This is a genomic window from Streptomyces sp. NPDC003393 (assembly GCF_053589015.1).
In genome coordinates this window covers 1-20,153 of the sequence record NZ_JBSFRB010000057.1, presented here as the reverse complement: position 1 = coordinate 20,153, position 20,153 = coordinate 1, and the positions used below count along the sequence as shown (strand labels likewise).

Below are 20,153 nucleotides of genomic sequence, written 5' to 3'. Positions count from 1 at the left end.
TTTCCACAAAGCGGAATTAGAATTCCGACTGACAGAACGTAGTTCCGTACAGGCGGGGAGCCAACCGGGCCCCGGGTAGGCTTTGGCCCTTCCTGCCAGCCTCGAAAGGAACGCGCCGTGCCGACGTCCAGCGCCAGCACCTCCGACTCCGCCAAGTCCTCCGCCAGCGGCGGCGTCCAGTCCCTCGAGCGCGCCTTCGATCTGCTGGAGCGGATGGCCGACTCGGGCGGCGAGGTCGGTCTCAGTGAGCTCTCCGCGAGCAGCGGACTGCCGCTGCCCACCATCCACCGCCTGATGCGGACCCTCGTCGCCTGCGGATACGTCCGCCAGCAGCCGAACCGGCGGTACGCGCTCGGCCCCCGGCTGATCCGCCTGGGCGAATCCGCCTCCCGGCTGCTGGGCACCTGGGCCCGCCCCTACCTCGCCCGCCTGGTCGACGAGACCGGCGAGACGGCGAACATGGCCCTGCTGGACGGCGACGAGATCGTGTACGTGGCACAGGTGCCGTCCAAACACTCGATGCGCATGTTCACCGAGGTCGGCCGGCGCGTGCTGCCGCACTCCACGGGGGTGGGCAAGGCGCTGCTCGCCAACACCCCGGCCGACGAGGTGCGCGCCCTGCTCGCCCGTACGGGCATGCCCGCCGCCACCGAGAAGACGATCACCACTCCGGACGACTTCCTGGCGGCACTGGAGGACGTACGGCGGCTCGGTTACGCCATGGACGACAACGAGCAGGAGATAGGAGTCCGGTGCATCGCGGTCACCGTCCCCGACTCCCCCACATCCGCGGCGATCTCCATCTCCGGCCCGGCGGGCCGTGTCACCGAGGCCGCGAAGGAGCGGATCGTCCCGGTGCTCCAGCAGGTGGCGAAGGAACTCTCCCAGTCCCTGGCCAGCTCCGGTCCGACGAGCTGAGCCGGCCGGGCGGCGGCCTTTCCGCCTGGGCCCGTCCGGGGCGGTAGGCCGTGAAGGGCGCGGGCGTCGACCGCCCGGCACCCGGCCGTGGGCACGGGCGCCTGCCGCCCGTGCCGGCCTCGAGAGCGCGTGGGCACCGGCTGTCCCGAAACAGGCCCTGAAAGCGCGGGCGCTGTCCGCGTGCCGGTGCGTGCGGTCAGTCCCGCGGCGGCTGCCCGAACAGGTCCACCGCCGCCCGGACCTCCGACAGGCCACGAGCCAGGGCGCTGACCGAACCGATCGATCCGGCGATCAGCAGCAGGGAGCGGCGCAGCCGGGGAAGCTCGGGGATGCCGTGGGCGGCCATCGCGGCGAGGGCGGCGAGTTCGTCCTCGGCTATGGCGCGGTCGGGGAACTCGACGGGATGGGCGGCCAGTTCACGCCGTAAGCGGGACACGGCGGCACGCAGCTCCGCCACTCTCGGGTCTTCACCGCTGCCGGTCACCGGCGTCTGTTCCAAGCTCCGCAACACAGTCCTCCCCCTCGCACACCGTCGTGCGCAGTCCCCGGACCCGGGCCAGTAAACGCCACCCGGGGCGCAGTGCGCCAGCGCGCGGACCGAAATTCAGCCCTCGTCGGACGGTACGGCCGACGATCCGTCAGGTATGCAGGACCCATGACACGTACGGATGACGAGGTCGCCGGTCTGGTGCTGGCCGCCGGCGGCGGGCGGCGGCTCGGCGGCCGGCCCAAGGCACTGCTGGTCCACCGGGGCCGGCCCCTGGTGGAGCACGCGGTCGAGGTTCTGCGCTCGGCCGGGTGCGCGCGCGTCCATGTGGTCCTCGGCGCGGGGGCGGACGACGTACGGCGGCGGGCCCGGTTCGGCGGCTGCGTCCTGGTGGACAACCCGGACTGGGAACAGGGCATGGGCTCCTCGCTCCGGGCCGGACTGGAGTCCCTCTCGGGTACGGGCGCCCGGGCGGCGCTGGTCTCGCTCGTCGACCAGCCGGGGATCACGGCGGAAGCGGCGGCGCGGATCCTGGCCGCGTACCGGGGCGGGACGTCGCTTGCCTCCGGGGCGTACGACGGTGTGCGCGGCCATCCCGTCCTGCTCGGCGCGGATCACTGGGCGGGCATCGCGGCGAGTGCCACCGGGGACCGGGGGGCACGCGCCTACCTCAAGGAGCACGCGGACGCGCTCACCCTGGTGGAGTGCGGGGACGTGGCGCGGCCGTACGACATCGACACCGAAGCGGATCTGGGGCACCTCCAGTGAGCACGGTGGCACCGAGCGCCACCTTGCCTCGACCCGGAGATTCTCGACATCAACAAACCATTGAACTTCCACCATGAGGAAACTAGTATCCACTGTTCAGAAGCGCCTGGTCGATCCGCGGGCGCCGTACACCCCATTCGTGCCGATTGGCATCCAGTGCCACGGCATGGTGGTGCTGCACGTCGTTCGCTGAAGAAGTTCCTCCGAAGGAAGTGACAGCTCATGTCCGCTCCAGCGCCGTCCTCGCTGGCCATCGTCGATGCCGAGCCCCTGCCCCGGCAGGAAGAGGTCCTTTCCGACGCGGCGCTCGCCTTCGTGGCGGAGCTGCACCGGCGGTTCACGCCGCGACGCGACGAGCTCCTCGCCCGCCGTGCCGAGCGCCGCGCCGAGATCGCCCGCACCTCCACCCTCGACTTCCTCTCCGAGACCGCCGCGATCCGCGCGGACGACTCCTGGAGGGTCGCGCCGGCCCCGGCGGCTCTGAACGACCGGCGGGTCGAGATCACCGGTCCCACCGACCGCAAGATGACCATCAACGCGCTCAACTCGGGCGCGCGGGTCTGGCTCGCCGACTTCGAGGACGCCTCCGCCCCGACCTGGGAGAACGTCGTCCTCGGCCAGCTGAATCTGATCGACGCCTACACCCGGAACATCGACTTCACCGACCCCGCGTCGGGGAAGTCCTACGCCCTGCGCCCGGCCGAGGAGCTCGCCACGGTCGTCATGCGCCCGCGCGGCTGGCACCTGAACGAGCGCCATCTGGTCGACGCCGACGGCAAGCAGGTTCCCGGCGCCCTCGTCGACTTCGGCCTGTACTTCTTCCACAACGCCCAGCGCCTGCTGGACCTCGGCAAGGGTCCGTACTTCTATCTGCCGAAGACGGAGTCGCACCTGGAGGCCCGGCTCTGGAACGAGATCTTCGTCTTCGCCCAGGACCACGTCGGCGTCCCCCAGGGCACGATCCGCGCCACCGTCCTGATCGAGACGATCACGGCCGCGTACGAGATGGAGGAGATCCTCTACGAACTGCGCGACCACGCCTCCGGCCTGAACGCCGGCCGCTGGGACTACCTGTTCTCCATCGTCAAGAACTTCCGTGACGGCGGGGAGAAGTTCGTGCTGCCGGACCGCAACGCCGTCACGATGACCGCCCCCTTCATGCGCGCGTACACCGAACTCCTGGTGCGCACCTGCCACAAGCGCGGCGCGCACGCGATCGGCGGCATGGCGGCCTTCATCCCCTCCCGCCGCGACGCCGAGGTCAACAAGGTGGCCTTCGAGAAGGTCCGTGCCGACAAGGACCGCGAGGCGAACGACGGTTTCGACGGCTCCTGGGTCGCCCACCCCGACCTGGTGCCCCTCGCCATGGAGTCCTTCGACAGGGTGCTCGGCGACAAGCCGAACCAGAAGGACCGGCTGCGCGAGGACGTGCACGTCCGGGCCGAGGACCTCATCGCGATCGACTCGCTGGACGCCAAGCCCACCTACGGCGGCCTGGTCAACGCCGTCCAGGTCGGCATCCGTTACATCGAGGCCTGGCTGCGCGGCCTGGGCGCGGTCGCCATCTTCAACCTCATGGAGGACGCGGCCACCGCCGAGATCTCCCGCTCGCAGATCTGGCAGTGGATCAACGCCGGCGTCGAGTTCGAGAACGGCGAGAAGGCCACTCCCGAGCTGGCCCGGAAGGTCGCCGCCGGGGAGCTGGTGAACATCCGCGCGGAGATCGGCGAGGAGGCCTTCGCGGCCGGGCACTGGCAGCAGGCCCACGACCTGCTGCTGAAAGTGTCGCTCGACGAGGACTACGCCGACTTCCTGACGTTGCCGGCGTACGAGCAGCTCCAGGGGTGAGGCCCGCGCACCTTCGGGTGGCCCCGGCGACGTCCGGGGCCACCCACGCGTCCCGGCCCCACGCGTCAGGACTGCTGTGACCCCAGGTGTGCCGACCAGTCCTGTTCGGCGGGCGGTCTGCCGTGCAGGTCCGGGACCCGCTTGAGCCAGTTCGGCCGGCCACGCCGCGTCTTCGCCGCGCGCGACGCCTCCTCCGCGGCCAGCTCCTCACGGCTGGGGAAGTCGGTGGGCAGCCAGGCCGCCGAGGCCGCCACCCGCGCGGCGAGATAGTCGGCGTAGGCGGCTCTGGCCTCGCCCGGGCATGCGAAGGCGGGTTCCTCGGCGAGCCAGGCGTCCGGCACCTCCGCGAGGATCTCCTCCAGCAACTCGCGCGTCACCCTGGGCGCCAGTTCGGCGTCGGCCGCACGGACGTCCGGGGCGTAACGGCCGAGGGCGTGGTGCCGGAAGTCGTACGCCTTCTCCGGCGCCGAGGTGTCCCAGCGGTGGTGGAAGACCAGGGCCGCGCCGTGGTCGATCAGCCACAGACGCGGGGGCGCGACGCCGAGGATGGGCCAGACCATCAGGTTCGAGCTGTGCACGGTCCGGTCCACGTTCACCGTCAGCGCGTCCAGCCAGACGATCCGGCCGGCCTCCAGCGGATCCACCGGGAAGGTCTCCGCCACCTCCGGGGTGAAGTCGCGGGCGCCCGGCAGATAGTCCATGCCGAGGTTGACGCCGTGGCTGGCGTCGAGCAGGGCGCGCACCTCGTGGTGCGGTTCGTGCGCGGCGAGCGCCGGGTCGAAGTGGATCAGGACCAGTTCGGGGAAGCGCAGTCCGAGAGCACGCGCCAGCTCCCCCACGATCACCTCGGCGACCAGCGCCTTGCGGCCCTGCGCGGAGCCGGTGAACTTGACGACGTAGGTACCGAGGTCGTCGGCCTCGACGACTCCGGGCACGGAGCCTCCGGAGTGCAGCGCGGCGACATAGCGGGAGGCAGTCACCTCCCGCAACATCTTGCCAGGTCGGCGCGTCCTCAGCGCCTTATTCCCCACGATCGCCCCCACACCGGTGCAGCCCAGGAATCCGTATCCGGTCAGCCCCGGGCAGCATCTGGGGAGTTCCGACCAGCATGCCGCTCACTCCCTTTCGAGCACCCCGTCGGTGTGCGGTTGCGCCGTGCCTTCGGGCACCGGCTTGAAGCGAGCATAGTCACCGCGTACGGCAGCCCACGGAGCGCCCGTGCCACGGGGGCCGCCTCCGCACTCGGTGCCGGTCCGCAGCGGCACAGCGAGGAGTCGGCCTCCTCGGCTCGGCTGGGCCGTCAGGGCGCGCAGTAGGCAATGGCGGTGATGGGGTACGACTGTGTGGCAGAGGTGTTGTGGAAGTTGACGGTCCAGCTGTCGTCGGGGGTCACGGTCGTGCTCTGGTAGTTGTTCACCGGGATGACCTCGTCGCCTCCGAACCAACCGCCCGCGACCGCGGTCTGCCCGGCCGGGCAGACCGCGACCAAGGCGGATGTCTGCCCCGGCGTCAGCGTGCCGTCCACGACCACCGGAGTGGTGTCGCTGGAGCCTGCGGGGCCCTGTGGCCCGGCGGGGCCGCTGTCGCCCTGCGGCCCGCTGGCCCCCGTCGCACCCTGCGGCCCGGCGGGACCCGTGGTCCCCTGGGGCCCCTCAGCCCCTTGAGGACCCATAGCCCCGGTCTCGCCCTGCGGACCCGTGGCGCCCGTCGCACCGGTTTCACCCTGCGGACCCGTGGCGCCCGTCACACCCTGCGGACCCGTGGCGCCCGTCACACCCTGCGGACCCGTGGCACCGGTCTCGCCCTGCGACCCGGCGGCGCCCGTCGCACCCTGCGGCCCCGCAGGAGCGGTCGCACCGGCCTCACCCTGGGGCCCCACGACACCCTGCGGACCCACAGCGCCCGTCTCCCCCTGAGGACCTGCAGGACCCGTCTCACCCTGCGGCCCCGGGATTCCAGGATCTCCCTGAAGCCCAGTCGCGCCCGTCTGACCCTGCGGACCGGTGGCACCAGTAGCGCCCTGAGGGCCGGCAGGGCCCGTCGCACCGGTCTCACCCTGCGGCCCCGCAGGACCGGTCTGACCCTGAGGACCTGTAGCACCGGTGGCACCTTGCGGACCGGCAGCACCCAACTGACCCTGAGGACCCGCAGACCCCGTAGCGCCCGTCTCACCCTGCGGCCCCGCAGGACCCGCCGACCCCTGAGGACCCTCAGGACCCGTGGCACCCTGCGGACCCGCGGGACCGGCCGGACCCTGGGGGCCCGGGATCCCCGGCTCCCCGCACAGACGCACGTGGTCCAGCACCTTGACGTAGCGAGCCGCCACCCACCCCGAGCGGTTCGCGAGCCTGTACCACGGAGTGCCGATGTCCGCGCTCTCGCCCGGCGACTCGCACAGGATGCTGATCCGCGCACCCCGGCGATACGTCCCCAACTCGGCGGACTTCGTGGTCGGCCGAGCACGGATGATCAAACCCGTTCTCGCCGTGACGACCCCGGAAACCGCCGCCCCCAACGCATCGCTCTTCGCGTCGGTGGAGACGGCGCCCTCCACGTGCGCCGTCTCCACCGACGCCGGCACCGCCGCCACCGCCCCTTGCAGCTCACACGCCAGGCCGAGACTCACCGCCCCGAGGACGAGTGACGAGAACATCATCCTGCGCACCGACAACCACCACACCTTCCGCTCTTCGCCTGCCAAGGGAGACATGGAGAGGACACCGCATATGCCATCTGCGACGACGCCGTGACACGCGCAATCGAAATTAGGCGGACTCTCACACGATCACGGAAATCTCCCTGATGGGCGGCACCGTGACGGGTCTGCCGGGTCAGATGGCGGGGCCTGCGACCCGGGTGTAGGTGAGTCCGTTGCTGACTCCGGCAGGAGTGGTGACCGTGACAGTGACCGGCCCGGCGGCGCCTGCGGGCGCGACAACGGTGATCGTCGTCGGGGACAGCACGGTGCAGGGGGCGGGGGTGGAGCCGAACTGAACGCCGGTGGCGGCGGCGAGGTCGGTTCCGGTCAGAGTGACGACGGTTCCCCCGTACGTCGGTCCCTGGGCAGGGGTCAGGGAGGTCAGCGTCGGGGCGTCGAGGTACACGTAGCTCCCGGGGTTGCTGGTGCCGCCGGGCGTGGTCACCGCGACCGCCGCGGCACCTGCCGCGTGAGCAGGGGTCACGGCGGTGATCCGGGTCGCGGAGACGACGGTGAACGACGGTGCCGCCGTCCCGTCGAAGCGCACCGCCGTCGCGTTGACGAATCCGTCACCGGTGAGCGTCACGAGGGCGCCGCCCGCCGCGGGTCCCGACGGCGGTGCGACGCCGGTCAGCGACGGCGGTGGAGCGTAGTAGAAGAAGGCACCGGGGTCGTCGGGGGTGCTGGTGCCGCCGGGCGTGGTCACGGTGACCGCCGCGGCGCCTGCCGCGTGAGCGGGGGCCACGGCGATGACCCTCGTGGGGGAAAGAATCGTGAACCCCGCCGCCGTGCCGTCGAAGCCCACCGCGGACGTACCGGAGAGGTTGGTGCCCGTCAGCGTCACCGTGGTCCCCCCGGAGACCGGGCCCTGGCTGGGCACCAGGCTCGACACCGAGGGCGCGGGCACAAAGGTGTAGGTGACCGTCTGCGCGCTGGTGCCCTGGCCGGTGGTGACGGTGACATTGACCGGGCCCGCGCCGGAGGCAGTCACCGCCGTGATCTGTGTGCTGCTGAGGACGGTGAAGGAGGTGGCCGCGATGCCGCCGAACCGGACCGCTGTCGCGTCCGTGAAGCCGGTACCGATCACGGTGACGGTGGTCCCGCCGGAGGCCGGTCCCTGGTCAGGGCTGATCGACGAGACGACGGGGGCAGCCATGGCCGTACTCCTTCGCGTGACGCTGCGGAGGGATCCGCATGCGGGCCGGCTCGGACGCAGATGGTCGGTGCGGGGGACGCCCGTCCGAGCGGAGCAGGAGACTGCCGCTCGGACGGGTGCAGGTGTCGCGCGCCTCCTCCCCGAGGCGTCGACTCAGATCCCGGGGCCGGCGACGTAGGTGAAGCCGTCGGTCTCGGTGGCGGTCCCGGAGGGGTTGGTGACCACGACGTCGACGGCGCCGGCCGCGCCGGGCGGGGTGACCACCGACAGAGTGGTGGCGCTGGTGACGGCGAACGGTGCGGCCGTGCCGTCGAAGGTCACCGAACTGGTGCTGTCGAGGTTCGTTCCCGTGATCGTCACGGCCGTTCCGCCGGACGTCGGCCCCGAGGTCGGATTGACGGTCACGATCGTGGGGGTGTCGACGTAGGTGTAGGACAGACCGTTGTTGGTGCCGCCCGCGGTCGTCACGCTGACCCCGACCGGTCCGGCCGCCGCGCCCGCGGGCACGACCACGCTGAGAGAGCTGTCGGAGTTCACCGTGGGGGCGGCGCTGACTCCGCCGAAGGACACATTGGTGGCCGTCGACAGACCGGTGCCGTTGACCGTGATGGTGTTGCCGCCGGCCAGGGGCCCGGAGTCGGCGCTCAGGGAGGACTTGAACGGGGCGCCGACGTAGAAGAACGGCACCGGGTTGCTCGTCCCGCCCGGAGTCGTCACGGTCACCCCGACCGTGCCCGCGCCCGAGGGAGAGACCGCGGTGACCTGAGTGGGCGAGACATTGATGACGTTCGTGGCCGACTTGGTGCCGAACTTGACCTCGGTCGTGCCGGAGAGGTTGGTGCCGGTGACGGTCACCAGTGTTCCTCCACCGGTGGAACCCTGGTTCGGAGAGATGGGCATGCCGATACTCCTTCTTCTGCCATGGGGACATGCGACGCGCCGGTGGCGGGACCCGTCACCCGTTCGTCGCTGCACAGAGGTGGAGAACGTCGTCGGCAGGCCGGCGCCATCAGCCTTTTCGGCCGCTTGGACGCGGAAGGATGCGGCTCAGGAGCACAGCTGGACGGACGGTGGGCGAACAGACGTCCGCTCCTGCGTGTACGGCCGGGCACCCCGCGAACTGTGCCGTCTCCCGCAGCATGGAAAAAACCGGCAGCCGCTGCCTGTCTCGACGTTCCCCCGGCAAGGGGATGGGCGGCCCGCCGGTTTCACACACTCAGTGACCCATACATCCGATCGGGTGACAAGGGGCCGTCGACCCCATCACCTGAATGGAGTAAGCACCCATGTCACGTGGGGGATCTCGGCAGGTGGAACGGCGGGAGCAGGTGACGCGATCGCGCTCCGCTGATCGAGTGACGCATCCGGAAACTCCTTGCCGGTCTCCCGTTCCGGAAGATTGGATTGTGCATGTCCAACCGGTGGGCTGCCCATCCTCTCCGGGGGATGTGGCGGTCAGTCAGCGTGCGGCTCCCGGGAGACATGCGTGCGGTGCCGACCTGCCACGATGGGCACCCCCGCAGAGGGAGTTGGATCCGATCAGCCGGTGCCCTCCAGGCACCGGCTGACACGGCGGCAGGCCTCGGGAGAGCCCCGCGGGGACCCACCGGCCTACGCCCCGGCCAGGGGATTCGGCACCGGACGGTACCGGGCGTCGGCTCCGTCCGCCCCGGTCCAGCGCAGCAGCAGGTTCGTCTTGCCGGGCAGGGTCGGCGAGGTGAGCAGCGCGGCGGCCTCGGGCACGTCGTGGCGGGCCAGTTCGCGGCGGACGGCCGGCCACGGGTCGAGGTCCGGGTGCCGTTCCACCAGGGCGGCGGCGATCTCGCCGAGATGGTTGACGAACAGGCAGTACACCAGCCGCTCCCAGCCGGCCGCCCGCGACACCTCCGGCAGCAGCTTGACCCCCTCGGCGTCCCGGAACAGCGCCTGCACGGGAAGGCCGGCGGCGTCCGACGCGACCAGCGAGTTCTGCAGATGGGCCTCCAGGACGACGCCGTGCCGGGCGAAGGCGGTCAGGGCCGGTGACAGGACCTGACGCAGATACGCCGCCCACCACGCGGCCGGATCCACCGGGCCGTCCAGCGGGTTGCCGTCGAAGCCCTCGGCCAGGGCGGCGGCGAGCAGCGGGGTCGCGCCGGGCAGCAGATGCCCGCGCAGCCCGTCGCGGACGATCACGGCCAGTTCCTCGAAGGCGAAGCCCGCGGTGCGGTAGCCGCGGTCGGAGAGCCAGGCCGCCGGGCCGCCGAGAGCGGCGAAGGCCGCCGCGACGGCCCTGTCCGTGCGGCGCAGCTTCAGCAGGTCGTGCCGCCACAGCCGCCGTACGTCGTTGGTGACGCGCACGTCGAGGCTGAACTTCAGGAAGAGGTCGGCGTCCGGCGCGCTCACGGTGCGGATGGCCGCCGTGGGCCAGACGTCGAAAGGGGTCGTGCCGAGCCGGATCAGCCGGCCGTCGGCGAAGGCCTCGGCGAGGTCGCCGCCCACCAGCTGAAGCTGCCAGGGGTGGGCGGGCAGGAGCCGGTAGCCGGGCGGCGCCTGGCCGAGGGCGTCGAGCGCCGAGGTGTCGCCGTCCTCCACGACCGTGTCCGCGCGCACCCCGAGCAGCACCAGCGGGAAGCGGGCGTACGCCTCGGGCGCGTACGGCAGCCAGGAGGCGACCGGGGCGCCGCCGCGTGCCTTGGGCGCCGGGTGGTGGGGGTGCCCCGTGACGAGGGACTGCTCGGAGCGCAGGTACGGGTCGCCGGGCGGTGTCGCCCGGTCGCGGGCGGCGAGCAGCGCCGCCACCGCCTCCCGGCTGTCGATCATCTCGGCGGGCAGTTCGTCGTTGGGCAGGCCGGTGTGCCGGCGCAGCTCCTCGGCCACGAGTTTGACCAGTTCGCTGTGGTCCACGCGCCGCCAGCGGCCCGCCGCGTACACCTCGGGTTCCGCGGGCCGTCGCCCGTCGCGGACCCGCAGCAGCCGCCCCCCGCCGGGCAGCCGGTACACCCGCCGTCCGTCCTGGCCCGCGCACGGCTGCGCCACCTCGCGGATCAGGCAGTTCAGCAGGGGCGCGGACGCGTAGGCGTCGGCGCGCGGTCCGACGTCGTCGGTGGCGGGCATGGGCTCCACGGGTTCCATTCGTTCCCTACGTCCACACGGGTGCGAAGGTGATCAGTATGTCCCTCCGGCGCGCGCTACCGTGGCGCCCGCGCCCGACCCGTACCCGAGGAGCCCGACCGTGCACCGACTTCCGAGCGCCGAGGCCGAGATCGGCGAGGAACTGGCCGCGGCGCGTCCCGACCTCGTCTCACGGTACGCGGACGAGCTGGGCGGTGCGCGGGCGTCCGTGCTGACCCGCTTGTGGCGGGCGCTGGCGCACGAGCCGCTGCCGTGGGTCGCGGGACGGGAGCGGGTACGGGACGGGCTGGTGCTGCGCCTCGCCGACGGCCGTGCGCTGCACGGGCCGCCGGCCGATCCGTACGCCACGGCCGCCCGGGTGGCCGCCGTACGGCTCGACGGCAGGTCCTACGAGGATCCGGCGCGCCTGATGACCGCGCTGGCCGTGCCGCACGGCGAGGCCTTCGCCGTCGAACTCCAGGGCAGCGCGGCTTCGTTGGCGCTGTCGCGGGCCGGTCAGCCGCCGGGCCCCGAGGCCCCGCCGTCGGGGACCGCGCCGGACTGGGAGTGGGAGCAGCGGGTGGTCGACGGTCATCCCTTTCACCCCAACTGCCGTTCCCGGCCGGGCTTTTCAGTGGCTGAGCAGCTGGCCTACGGCCCCGAGCACCGGCCGCTGGTCGAGCTGTGCCTGCTGCCGGTCGCGGCTCGGGAGTGCCTGGTGACCGGGGTGTGGCCGCGGGAACTGCGGGACGGCGGGCGTCTGTTGGTCCCGGTGCACCCCTGGCAGGCGGAGCATGTGCTCAAGCGGCCCGGTGAGGGCGGCCGACTGGCCGCGCACCCGCTGATGTCGCTGCGCACCCTGGCCCTGCCGGACGGGCCGCACGTCAAGACCGCGCTCTCGGCCCGTCTGACCTCGTCGGTGCGGGACATCTCGGTCGGCTCGGTGGCCGCCTCTGCCGTCCTGTCGGCCTTCGCCGAGGACCTGGCTCCCCGCATGGAGGGCCTGCTGCACTTCACCCGCACCCTCGGCGCCGCCACCGCTCACTCCCCCGACCTGGCCGCCCTGTGGCGCGAGTCGCCGCGTTCGTACACGGCACCCGGCGAGCGGGTGCTGCCGGTGGCGGCCCTGCCCTTCACCGGTCTTGCGGACTCCCCGGCGTGGCTGGCCGGCTTCGCGCGGCTCGCGCTCACGGCCGGGTCGCGTCTGCTGGAGCTGGGGGTGGCCCTGGAGGCGCACGGCCAGAACCTGCTGGTGGTGCTGTCCGGTTCGGGCGTCCCGCTGCGTCTGGTCTACCGGGATCTCGCCGACATCCGGGTCAGCCCCGCGCGGCTGGCCCGGCACGGCATCGCCGTCCCGGGGCTGCCCGCCCGCAACCTCAGCGACGACCCCGACGCCCTGCGCCAAAAGCTTTTCGGCTCCCTGGTGGCGGGCGCCCTGGCAGGAGCCGCGGGTTCGCGCGAGGCCCTGCGGGCGGCCCTGGAGGCGGCCGTGAGCGACCTTCCGGGTACGGAGGACGTACGGGCGCTGCGGGAGGAGCCGCTGCCCGCGAAGGCGTTGACGTTGATGCGCCTGTCGCCCGGGACGCCGGGCGACCAGTGGACCACCCTGCCCAACCCGCTCGTTTTGGATCCGGACGCCTCTGATCAATAAGATCCGCCGATGATCACAAGACAACGGCTGGCGGCAGGAGTCTGTGCTCTGCTCGCCGCCCTGACGGCCGGGATCGCCTTCCCCGGCGGCGCGGTCGCCGACGAACCGGACGGCCGGCCCGCGCCGAAGGTCGAACTCGTCCTGGACGTCAGCGGTTCCATGCGCACCCGGGACATCGACGGCGGAACGCGGATGGCCGCGGCGAAGCAGGCGTTCAACGAGGTCCTGGACGCCACGCCCGAGGAGGTCCGGCTGGGCATCCGCACCCTCGGCGCCGACTACCGCGGCGACGACCGGAAGACGGGCTGCAAGGACACCGCCCAGCTCTACCCGGTCGGCCCGCTGGACCGCACCGAGGCCAAGACCGCGGTGGCCACGCTGCAGCCGACGGGCTGGACGCCGATCGGGCCGGCGCTGCTGAAGGCGGCGGACGATCTGAACGGCGGTGACGGCACCCGCCGCATCGTCCTGATCAGCGACGGCGAGGACACCTGTCAGCCGCTGGACCCGTGCGAGGTGGCCCGCGAGATCGCGGCCAAGGGCATCGGGCTGACCATCGACACCCTCGGCCTGGTGCCGGACGCCAAGACCCGCGACCAGCTCAGCTGCATCGCGGACGCGACCGGCGGCACCTACACCTCGGTGCGGCACAAGGAAGAACTCTCCGACCGGGTCGGCCAGTTGGTCGACCGGGCGGCCGACCCGGTGGTGACACCGGTCGCCACCCAGGGTGCCGGGGACTGCGCCGAGGCACCGGAGCTCAAGTCCGGCCTGTACACCGATCGTGAGGAGTTCGGGCAGCAGCGCTGGTACCGGGTGGCCGTCGACCCGGGCCAGGAGCTGCGGGCCTCGGTGAGCGTGGCCGACGACCGCGCCGTGAAGCCGGACTACGGCCTGCTGTTGCGGGCCGTGACGGTGCACGGCCGGGAGATCGTGCGCGGCGAGGCGGCCGGCACCGGCCGAACGGACGTGATATCGACGGGACTTCGCTACCCGAGGCCCGAGTCCGACGACGAGAACGCCCCGGCCGAGACGGTGTGCCTCCAGGTCACCAACTCCTTCTCACCGGCCTCCGGTGTGAAGACGACGCCGGGTCTGCCGCTGGAACTGACCGTCGACGTCGTGGACGGTCCGGACAAGGCCGATGACGTGGCCGCCTTCGGTCTGGGACGCGGCTGGTGGCTGCTCGGCCTGCTGGTGCTGGTCGGCTTCCTGGCCGGGCTGGTGTGGGGCTGGCTGTCGCGCTGGCGGCTCGCGGTGTGGAGGACGAACTGATGCGTATCACTCGTGTGCTGGGCGCCGCGCTGCTGGCGCTCGGGCTGGCGGCCGGGCCGGCCGCGGCCGACTCCTCGCCCTCCCCGAGCGCCTCCGACGGCGGCAGGGCACCCACTCAGGCGGGCACCTCCTTCCGTACGGCCACCGAGATCGAGCAGGGGCAGCGGGCCACCGCGAACGGCTCCACCGGCGACTACCTCTACTGGTCGTTCCCGGCGGACACCGGGCAGCGCCCCACCGTCGAGGCGACGGTGAAGCTCCCCGAGACGCACGGCTCGCAGACCTGGCAGCTCGACGTGTACGACGGGCTGCGGCGCCGCCAGTCCTGCCAGTACGGCGCCCAGACCCGCACCGCCGCGCAGGGCACCTCCTCGGTCGAGCTGGCCTGCGTGCTGCGGACGGTGCGCGGCTGGTCGGAGCCGTGGGCGAACGATCCGCTGCCGGGCACGTACTACATCCGGCTGACGGTGGTGAACCTCGGTGCGGCCGACCTCGGTCTGCCGGTCGACGCTGAAGTGCACGTCGGCTCCAAGGACATCGGCGGCGCGGCGGCGGTGGACGGCTCGCTGGCCGAGCCGCTGGTCCCCGGGATCGCCGTCACGTCCGGGGAGGAGGAGAAGGACGGTGCCGAGCCGGTGCTGTCCAGCTTCGGCTCGGGCGACGGCTGGTCCTCGGGCTGGTGGTCCGACCGGTGGGTGTGGACCGGGATCGGTGCGGTCCTGGCCGCTCTCGCGGGCATCGGCGGGTACGCGCTGACGCGTGGTTCGGGGCGGCCCTCGCGGGTGCCGCCGGGGATCTGACACGGCGTCGACAGACGCGTGCCGCAGGGCCCGTCCCTCGGGGGCGGGCCCTCTGTCATGCCTGCCGCAGCGCTTTGGCCGGGACACCGTCCCCGGTGACGTCGGCCCGGCCGTCGCGTACCGCCTCGGCCAGGTCCAGCTCGCCGCGGGCCAGGGCCGTGCAGGTGGCGGAGTCCAGTGCCAGCACGGCGTCGGCCGCTCGCGGGGCGGGTCCGTCGCCGTACACAGGGCCGTTCTCCGGCTGGTGGCCCTCGCCCGCGTACAGGTGGAAGACGCCCTCCTCCAGCCGCACTTCCACGATCCCCTCGCCGGCCCCGGCTTCCCGCAGCGCCCGCAGCAGCGGCAGCGCGAACCAGTGGGCGCGCAGGGCGTCCGTCGGCCGCGGCTCGCCCAGTTCCGGCTGCCCCCACTCCCCCAGCGCCTGGAGGACCGGCAGCAGCGCCCGGCCGCGCGGGGTGAGTTCGTAGACGTAGGCGGCGCCCGGCGGCGGCAGCCGGCGGCGGGCGGCCAGTCCGTCCCGCTCCATGTCCTTCAGCCGGGAGGCCAGCATGTCCGTGCTGACGCCCGGCAGATCCGCGTGCAGGTCGGTGTAGCGCCGCGGCCCGGCCAGCAACTCCCGGACGATCAGCAGGGTCCAGCGGTCACCCACGGCGTCGAGCGCGCGGGCGGTGGAGCAGTACTGGTCATAGCTACGACGAGTGCGGGGTGACATGCGACGCAGTCTAGACATGTTGTTGGACTTTCCAAGCCGCCACTTGGTAAAACCAAGCAACACCAGTTTCCGGAGGGGCGCATGGAGTTCCGGCAGTCGAGCAAGCTCAGCGAGGTCTGTTACGAGATCCGCGGTCCGGTGATCGAGCACGCCGACGCGCTGGAGGAGGCCGGCCACAGCGTCCTGCGCCTGAACACGGGCAATCCCGCGCTCTTCGGTTTCGAGGCGCCGGAGGAGATCCTCCAGGACATGATCCGGATGCTCCCCCGGGCGCACGGCTACACCGACTCGCGCGGCATCCTCTCCGCCCGCCGGGCGGTCGCCCAGCGCTATCAGGAGCGGGGCCTGGAGGTCGGGGTCGACGACGTCTTCCTCGGCAACGGCGTCTCGGAACTGGTGTCGATGGCCGTGCAGGCGCTGGTGGAGGACGGCGACGAGATCCTCGTCCCCGCACCGGACTTCCCCCTGTGGACGGCGGTGACGACGCTCGCCGGCGGCAAGGCGGTCCACTATCTGTGCGACGAACAGGCCGACTGGTACCCGGACCTGGACGACATGGCCTCGAAGATCACGGACCGCACCAAGGCGGTGGTGATCATCAACCCGAACAACCCCACGGGCGCCGTCTACCCCGAGGAGATCCTCAAGGGCATCCTCGATCTCGCCCGCCGGCACGGCCTGATGGTCTTCGCCGACGAGATCTACGACCAGATCCTCTACGACGACGCCGTGCACCACTCGACCGCCGCGCTCGCCCCCGACCTGGTGGTCCTCACCTTCTGCGGCCTGTCGAAGACCTACCGCGTGGCGGGCTTCCGCTCGGGCTGGCTGGTGGTGACGGGCCCGAAGCAGCACGCGAAGGACTACCTGGAGGGCCTGACCATGCTGGCCTCCATGCGCCTGTGCGCCAACGCCCCCGCCCAGTACGCCATCCAGGCCGCGCTCGGCGGCCGCCAGTCCATCCGCGAACTGACCGCGCCCGGCGGCCGGCTGCACGAACAGCGCGATGTGGCCTGGGAGAAGCTGAACGAGATCCCCGGCGTGTCCTGCGTGAAGCCCAGGGGCGCCCTGTACGCCTTCGCCCGCCTCGACCCCCGGGTCCACAAGATCCACGACGACGAGAAGTTCGTCCTGGACCTCCTCCTGCGCGAGAAGATCCAGGTCGTCCAGGGCACCGGCTTCAACTGGCCGTCCCCCGACCACTTCCGCATTCTCACCCTGCCGCACGCCGACGTGCTGGAGACGGCGATCGGACGGATCGGACGGTTCCTGAGCGGGTACCGGCAGTAGACGGGCCGGCGGCGGTCGGTGCACGCCGGTCGCCCGCCCGCCCGGACCGCTCAGCCGCGCGTGGCCTCCCCGGGCGAGGGCGCCGGCGGGTCGTCGGCCGTGATGCGGGCCAGCAGCGCGCCGGCCTCCCTGATCCGGGAGTGGTCCGGGTGCAGGAACCGCTCGCAGTCGTCCAGGGCCTCGCGGGCCGCCGCCTCGGCTTCCGTCCTGCGCCCCAGGCCGTGCAGAGCGACCGCGGTGCCCATGCCCAGGCGCCCGCTCAGACTGCGGTCCCGGCGCGGGACGAACCGGCGGGCCTCCGTCAGGGCCTCCTGGTACCGACCCTGCCCGTTCAGGCTGATCACCAGGCCGCAGTGCAGAGCGGCGAGCGTACCGCCCTCGGCCCGGGGCAGATTTCCCCGGGCGACGGCCTCGGCCTCCTCGTGACGGTCCTGTCCGCACAGGGCGTCGACCAGGTTGTCCAGCACGCACAACTCGATGTGCGACACGGAGGTCAGATGCTTGATGCGGGTCAGACCGCGCAGTATGTCCAGCCCCTCGGCCTCCGCCTCGGCGTAGCGACGCTCACTGTTGAGGACCAGCATGCGGTTGCTCCGGACCATCATCAGGAGCGCCCGTCCGGACCCGGACATCCGCTCCTCCAGCTCCGCCGTGAGGGACTCGAGCTCGGCCAGCACCTGCGTCCCGCGCCCCTGGGCACAGGCCGCCGCCGTGGCCAGACTCCTGGCGCCCCACCCGACCGCCAGACGCCAGGCCCGCCGGCGCAGACGCCCCGCTCGGGCCGCGATCGCCCTGGCGCCGGCCTCCGCCTCTTCGTACCGGCCGTCCTTGAACAGCTCCTCGAGTCGCTCCAAGGCGGCCACTTCTCGTGGGCGGCGCCGTATCACGCGTGCGATCTTCACAGGCCGTGAGGTTACGTGAGGCCGCCCGCTCGCGGAACTCCGTGTTCAGGAGCGGCGGACCGGCCGGCCGGGGGCGGAAGGACCGGCGGCGGGAATGTCCGGCCGTGCGCCTTCGTTGCCTGACGCAGCGGATGATCAACGAGCAGAGGGACTCGCATGACGGTCGGCATCCAGACGACGCCGGCCGACGGCGGGAGCGGCCGTCTGGCCCAGTCCGTTCTGTGGGCCGCCGCGGCCCTGTGACATCGTACTGACGTTGACCAGGAAGGAACGGCGGACGTGGGTGATCTCCTTCTCGTGCGGCACGGGGAGACCGAATGGTCGCGGTCCGGGCGGCACACCGGGTGGACGGACGTACCGCTCACCGAGCACGGCCGGGACGAGGCGCGGCGGCTGGCGCCGCTCCTGCGGTCGTACCGGATCGGCGCGGCGTTCGTCAGCCCCTCGCAGCGGGCCCGGGAGACGGCCGAGCTGATCGGGGTGCACGACGCGCGGGTGGACGCGGACCTGCGGGAGTGGGACTACGGCGGGTACGAGGGCGTCACGACCGCGGAGATCCAGCGGACCCGGCCCGACTGGTTCCTCTTCAGGGACGGAGTGGCACCGGGACCGCCGGACCGTCCCGGGGAGAGCGTGGAGCAGGTCGGCGAGCGGGCCGACCGGATGCTGGCCGAGGTCGACGCCGCGTCGGCCGACGCCGAGGGGGACGTGCTGCTGGTGGCGCACGGTCACTTCCTGCGGGTGCTCACCGCGCGACGGCTGGGACTGCCGCCGTCGGCGGGGGCGCTGTTCCAGCTGGCCACGGGCACGTTGTGCCGCCTGGGCACGGAGCACGACCGGCCGGTGATCGCGGGCTGGAACCTCCGGGCGGCCGAGCCGCCCCGGTGACGGCGGCGCCGGAGCCGTTGTCAGACCCGGGTCGTAGGCTTCGAGCGGGTGGAAGAACCGTCCGAGGACGGTGTCGGAGCCTTCGGAGGACGGGGAGGGAGGAGGCCGTGACACGACCGCCGACCGCCGCGCAGCGCCGTGTCATCGACGCCGCCGACCCCGTCACGGGGCGGCTCAGGGGTACGGAGGCCCAGCTGGCGGCCCTGGTCGCGCGCGGGCTGGCCTTCCGTCATCCGCGTCCGCCGCACGACTGCTTCCTGACACCCGCGGGACACCGGATACGCGAGGCGGGACCGGAGGCGGACGCCGCCGGCCGTCCCGCCTCCGGGCCGGAGCGGGCACCCTCCCCCGACGGTGCGTTCGCCGCCCGCGTCGGCGGCGAGGAGGACTCGGCGGCGTACGAGGGCCCCTCGCGGGTGCGGGAGGTGCACAGCGCCTGGCAGGGGCTGCTGGAGCTGCGCCGGATGACCAATCCGGACGGAGCCACCGACCGGCCGTGCGGCTGGGAGCGTACGCATCTGGTGCGGTCCGCGGCGCTCGCCCTGGAGGCGGCCGGGCATCCACCGGCCGGCCCGGGCGGCGACGGCTACCGGGTGCGGGCGACGCCGCAGCCGGAGGCGGTCGCGGTGTACGGGCCGCCGGGTCCCGGGGCGCTGCGGGACCTCGCGGCCACGCTGGAGCGGGCCGGGTGGCAGGCCGGGGAGTACACCGAGCCGCGGACCAGGACGCGGTATCTGCTGGCGTCCCCGCGCCGGGTGTGAGACCGGTGCCATGATCGACGGGTCGGAGTGTGCGGTGCGAGAGAGACGAGAAGGGGACGCGGTGAGCGAGCCGTTTTCCGTGCGGGTGACCGTCCGCGGATACGAGACCGATGTGCAGGGCCACCTCAACCAGGCGGTGTACCTCAACTACGCCGAGCACGCCCGCTGGTCGCTGCTGCGGGCGGCCGGGATCAGCCAGGCGGGCCTCATCGCCGGGGGCGTCGGCCCGGTGGCGCTGGAGACGACCGTCCGCTACCGGCGGGAGCTGCTCGCCGGCGACGAGGTCGACGTGTCCTGTGCCTTCGAGTGGGGCGGGGGCAAGACGTTCCGGATCGAGCAGACGATACGCAAGCCGGACGGCACGGTGGCGGCCGAGATCACGGCGGTCGCCGGGCTGATGGACCTGACGGCGCGCAGGCTGGTCGCCGACCCTCAGGAGCGGTTCAAGGAACTCGCCGCGGATCCGGCGCTGTTCGGACCGTGACCTGCCCCAGGCCGGGGGTACGGCGGCGCGGGTGCCGTACCCCCGGGGCGGTCGGGCGGGTCAGTGTGCCGGTGCCGTCTGCACCGATTCCGCGATCTCCTCGCCTGCCTCCGTCGGATGGGTGACCTCCTCGGCGTCGCGGTCCTTGCCGAGGTGGTTGAAGATCAGGTTCAGCAGGACCGCCACGACGCAGCCGGTGGAGATGCCGGAGTCGAGGACGATCCGCGCCGTCTCGGGGAAGGCGTGGTAGAAGTCCGGGGCCGTGATCGGGATGATGCCGAGGGGTCCTTGGCAGGGCCCGCCAGGGGGGCGAACGGAGACCGTTCCGGGGCGCGCGTCCCCGCGCGCCCCGGATCCGGCGGGGGGGGGGCCCCGCGCGCGGGGGCGCCCCCGCCGCGGCGCGGGCCGCCCCCCCCCCGCGC

Annotated in this window: 19 protein-coding genes and 1 pseudogene; 11 read left to right on the top strand and 9 right to left on the bottom strand. The window is 72.6% G+C overall.

The window, feature by feature from the left end; translation table 11 throughout:
* Positions 1-117 precede the first annotated feature (117 nt).
* On the top strand, positions 118-918 hold the full coding sequence (locus ACWDUZ_RS35125; protein ID WP_451635883.1) for an IclR family transcriptional regulator: 801 nt from the start codon (positions 118-120) through the stop codon (positions 916-918).
* 196 nt (positions 919-1,114) lie between these two features.
* Here the strand turns inward: ACWDUZ_RS35125 and ACWDUZ_RS35120 are convergent, their stop codons facing one another.
* Complete coding sequence (locus ACWDUZ_RS35120) at positions 1,115-1,429, bottom strand: DUF5955 family protein (protein WP_451635882.1); 315 nt, start codon at positions 1,427-1,429, stop codon at positions 1,115-1,117.
* Between the two features lie 144 nt (positions 1,430-1,573).
* Here ACWDUZ_RS35120 and ACWDUZ_RS35115 point away from each other — a divergent pair, with 144 nt between their 5' ends.
* Both ACWDUZ_RS35115 and aceB read left to right on the top strand, forming a co-directional pair.
* Positions 1,574-2,173 (top strand): nucleotidyltransferase family protein, encoded by a 600-nt coding sequence (locus ACWDUZ_RS35115; protein WP_451635881.1) that lies wholly within the window; start codon positions 1,574-1,576, stop codon positions 2,171-2,173.
* A 222-nt stretch (positions 2,174-2,395) separates the two neighbouring features.
* Complete coding sequence (gene aceB, locus ACWDUZ_RS35110) at positions 2,396-4,021, top strand: malate synthase A (RefSeq protein WP_451635880.1); 1,626 nt, start codon at positions 2,396-2,398, stop codon at positions 4,019-4,021.
* A 65-nt stretch (positions 4,022-4,086) separates the two neighbouring features.
* On the opposite strand, the gene ACWDUZ_RS35105 is transcribed toward aceB, so the two are convergent.
* The gene (locus ACWDUZ_RS35105) at positions 4,087-5,013 is read right to left on the bottom strand and encodes a HipA family kinase (protein WP_451635879.1); all 927 of its coding nucleotides are present in this window, start codon (positions 5,011-5,013) and stop codon (positions 4,087-4,089) included.
* 308 nt (positions 5,014-5,321) lie between these two features.
* On the bottom strand, positions 5,322-6,455 hold the full coding sequence (locus ACWDUZ_RS35100) for a hypothetical protein (protein WP_451635904.1): 1,134 nt from the start codon (positions 6,453-6,455) through the stop codon (positions 5,322-5,324).
* On the opposite strand from ACWDUZ_RS35100, the gene ACWDUZ_RS35095 reads away from it, so the two are divergent.
* Positions 6,388-6,771 carry a hypothetical protein gene (locus ACWDUZ_RS35095; RefSeq protein ID WP_451635907.1) on the top strand — a complete coding sequence of 128 codons (384 nt, stop codon included), beginning with the start codon at positions 6,388-6,390 and terminating at the stop codon, positions 6,769-6,771. The two genes, ACWDUZ_RS35100 and ACWDUZ_RS35095, sit on opposite strands and share 68 nt — an antisense overlap.
* A gap of 81 nt (positions 6,772-6,852) precedes the next feature.
* On the opposite strand, the gene ACWDUZ_RS35090 is transcribed toward ACWDUZ_RS35095, so the two are convergent.
* The 3 genes from ACWDUZ_RS35090 to ACWDUZ_RS35080 form a co-directional block, all read right to left on the bottom strand.
* Complete coding sequence (locus ACWDUZ_RS35090) at positions 6,853-7,875, bottom strand: IPT/TIG domain-containing protein (RefSeq protein WP_451635878.1); 1,023 nt, start codon at positions 7,873-7,875, stop codon at positions 6,853-6,855.
* Between the two features lie 153 nt (positions 7,876-8,028).
* Positions 8,029-8,775 (bottom strand): IPT/TIG domain-containing protein, encoded by a 747-nt coding sequence (locus tag ACWDUZ_RS35085; RefSeq protein WP_451635877.1) that lies wholly within the window; start codon positions 8,773-8,775, stop codon positions 8,029-8,031.
* Positions 8,776-9,486: 711 nt separating this feature from the next.
* Positions 9,487-10,971: an IucA/IucC family protein gene (locus ACWDUZ_RS35080; RefSeq protein WP_451635876.1), complete on the bottom strand. Its 1,485-nt coding sequence runs from the start codon at positions 10,969-10,971 to the stop codon at positions 9,487-9,489.
* 118 nt (positions 10,972-11,089) lie between these two features.
* Between ACWDUZ_RS35080 and ACWDUZ_RS35075 the strand changes: the two genes are divergently transcribed.
* The 3 genes from ACWDUZ_RS35075 to ACWDUZ_RS35065 are packed head-to-tail and all read left to right on the top strand — an operon-like array spanning position 11,090 to position 14,694.
* Complete coding sequence (locus tag ACWDUZ_RS35075; RefSeq protein ID WP_451635875.1) at positions 11,090-12,619, top strand: IucA/IucC family protein; 1,530 nt, start codon at positions 11,090-11,092, stop codon at positions 12,617-12,619.
* A gap of 9 nt (positions 12,620-12,628) precedes the next feature.
* Positions 12,629-13,894 carry a VWA domain-containing protein gene (locus ACWDUZ_RS35070; protein ID WP_451635874.1) on the top strand — a complete coding sequence of 422 codons (1,266 nt, stop codon included), beginning with the start codon at positions 12,629-12,631 and terminating at the stop codon, positions 13,892-13,894.
* Positions 13,894-14,694, top strand: coding sequence for a hypothetical protein (locus ACWDUZ_RS35065; RefSeq protein ID WP_451635873.1), 801 nt, complete (start codon positions 13,894-13,896; stop codon positions 14,692-14,694). The genes ACWDUZ_RS35070 and ACWDUZ_RS35065 overlap by 1 nt, the downstream gene beginning before the upstream one ends.
* Positions 14,695-14,749: 55 nt before the next feature.
* Here the strand turns inward: ACWDUZ_RS35065 and ACWDUZ_RS35060 are convergent, their stop codons facing one another.
* On the bottom strand, positions 14,750-15,406 hold the full coding sequence (locus ACWDUZ_RS35060) for a winged helix-turn-helix transcriptional regulator (protein ID WP_451635872.1): 657 nt from the start codon (positions 15,404-15,406) through the stop codon (positions 14,750-14,752).
* Between the two features lie 81 nt (positions 15,407-15,487).
* On the opposite strand from ACWDUZ_RS35060, the gene ACWDUZ_RS35055 reads away from it, so the two are divergent.
* Positions 15,488-16,696: a pyridoxal phosphate-dependent aminotransferase gene (locus ACWDUZ_RS35055; RefSeq protein ID WP_451635871.1), complete on the top strand. Its 1,209-nt coding sequence runs from the start codon at positions 15,488-15,490 to the stop codon at positions 16,694-16,696.
* Positions 16,697-16,746: 50 nt separating this feature from the next.
* On the opposite strand, the gene ACWDUZ_RS35050 is transcribed toward ACWDUZ_RS35055, so the two are convergent.
* On the bottom strand, positions 16,747-17,550 hold the full coding sequence (locus ACWDUZ_RS35050; protein WP_451635870.1) for a tetratricopeptide repeat protein: 804 nt from the start codon (positions 17,548-17,550) through the stop codon (positions 16,747-16,749).
* Between the two features lie 327 nt (positions 17,551-17,877).
* Between ACWDUZ_RS35050 and ACWDUZ_RS35045 the strand changes: the two genes are divergently transcribed.
* From ACWDUZ_RS35045 to ACWDUZ_RS35035, 3 genes are all read left to right on the top strand, one after another.
* Positions 17,878-18,486 carry a histidine phosphatase family protein gene (locus ACWDUZ_RS35045; protein ID WP_451635869.1) on the top strand — a complete coding sequence of 203 codons (609 nt, stop codon included), beginning with the start codon at positions 17,878-17,880 and terminating at the stop codon, positions 18,484-18,486.
* A gap of 107 nt (positions 18,487-18,593) precedes the next feature.
* The gene (locus ACWDUZ_RS35040) at positions 18,594-19,247 is read left to right on the top strand and encodes a hypothetical protein (protein ID WP_451635868.1); all 654 of its coding nucleotides are present in this window, start codon (positions 18,594-18,596) and stop codon (positions 19,245-19,247) included.
* 61 nt (positions 19,248-19,308) lie between these two features.
* Positions 19,309-19,731 (top strand): acyl-CoA thioesterase, encoded by a 423-nt coding sequence (locus tag ACWDUZ_RS35035; RefSeq protein ID WP_451635867.1) that lies wholly within the window; start codon positions 19,309-19,311, stop codon positions 19,729-19,731.
* A 60-nt stretch (positions 19,732-19,791) separates the two neighbouring features.
* Here the strand turns inward: ACWDUZ_RS35035 and ACWDUZ_RS35030 are convergent.
* A pseudogene (locus ACWDUZ_RS35030) lies at positions 19,792-20,153 on the bottom strand (hypothetical protein); the annotation flags it as partial.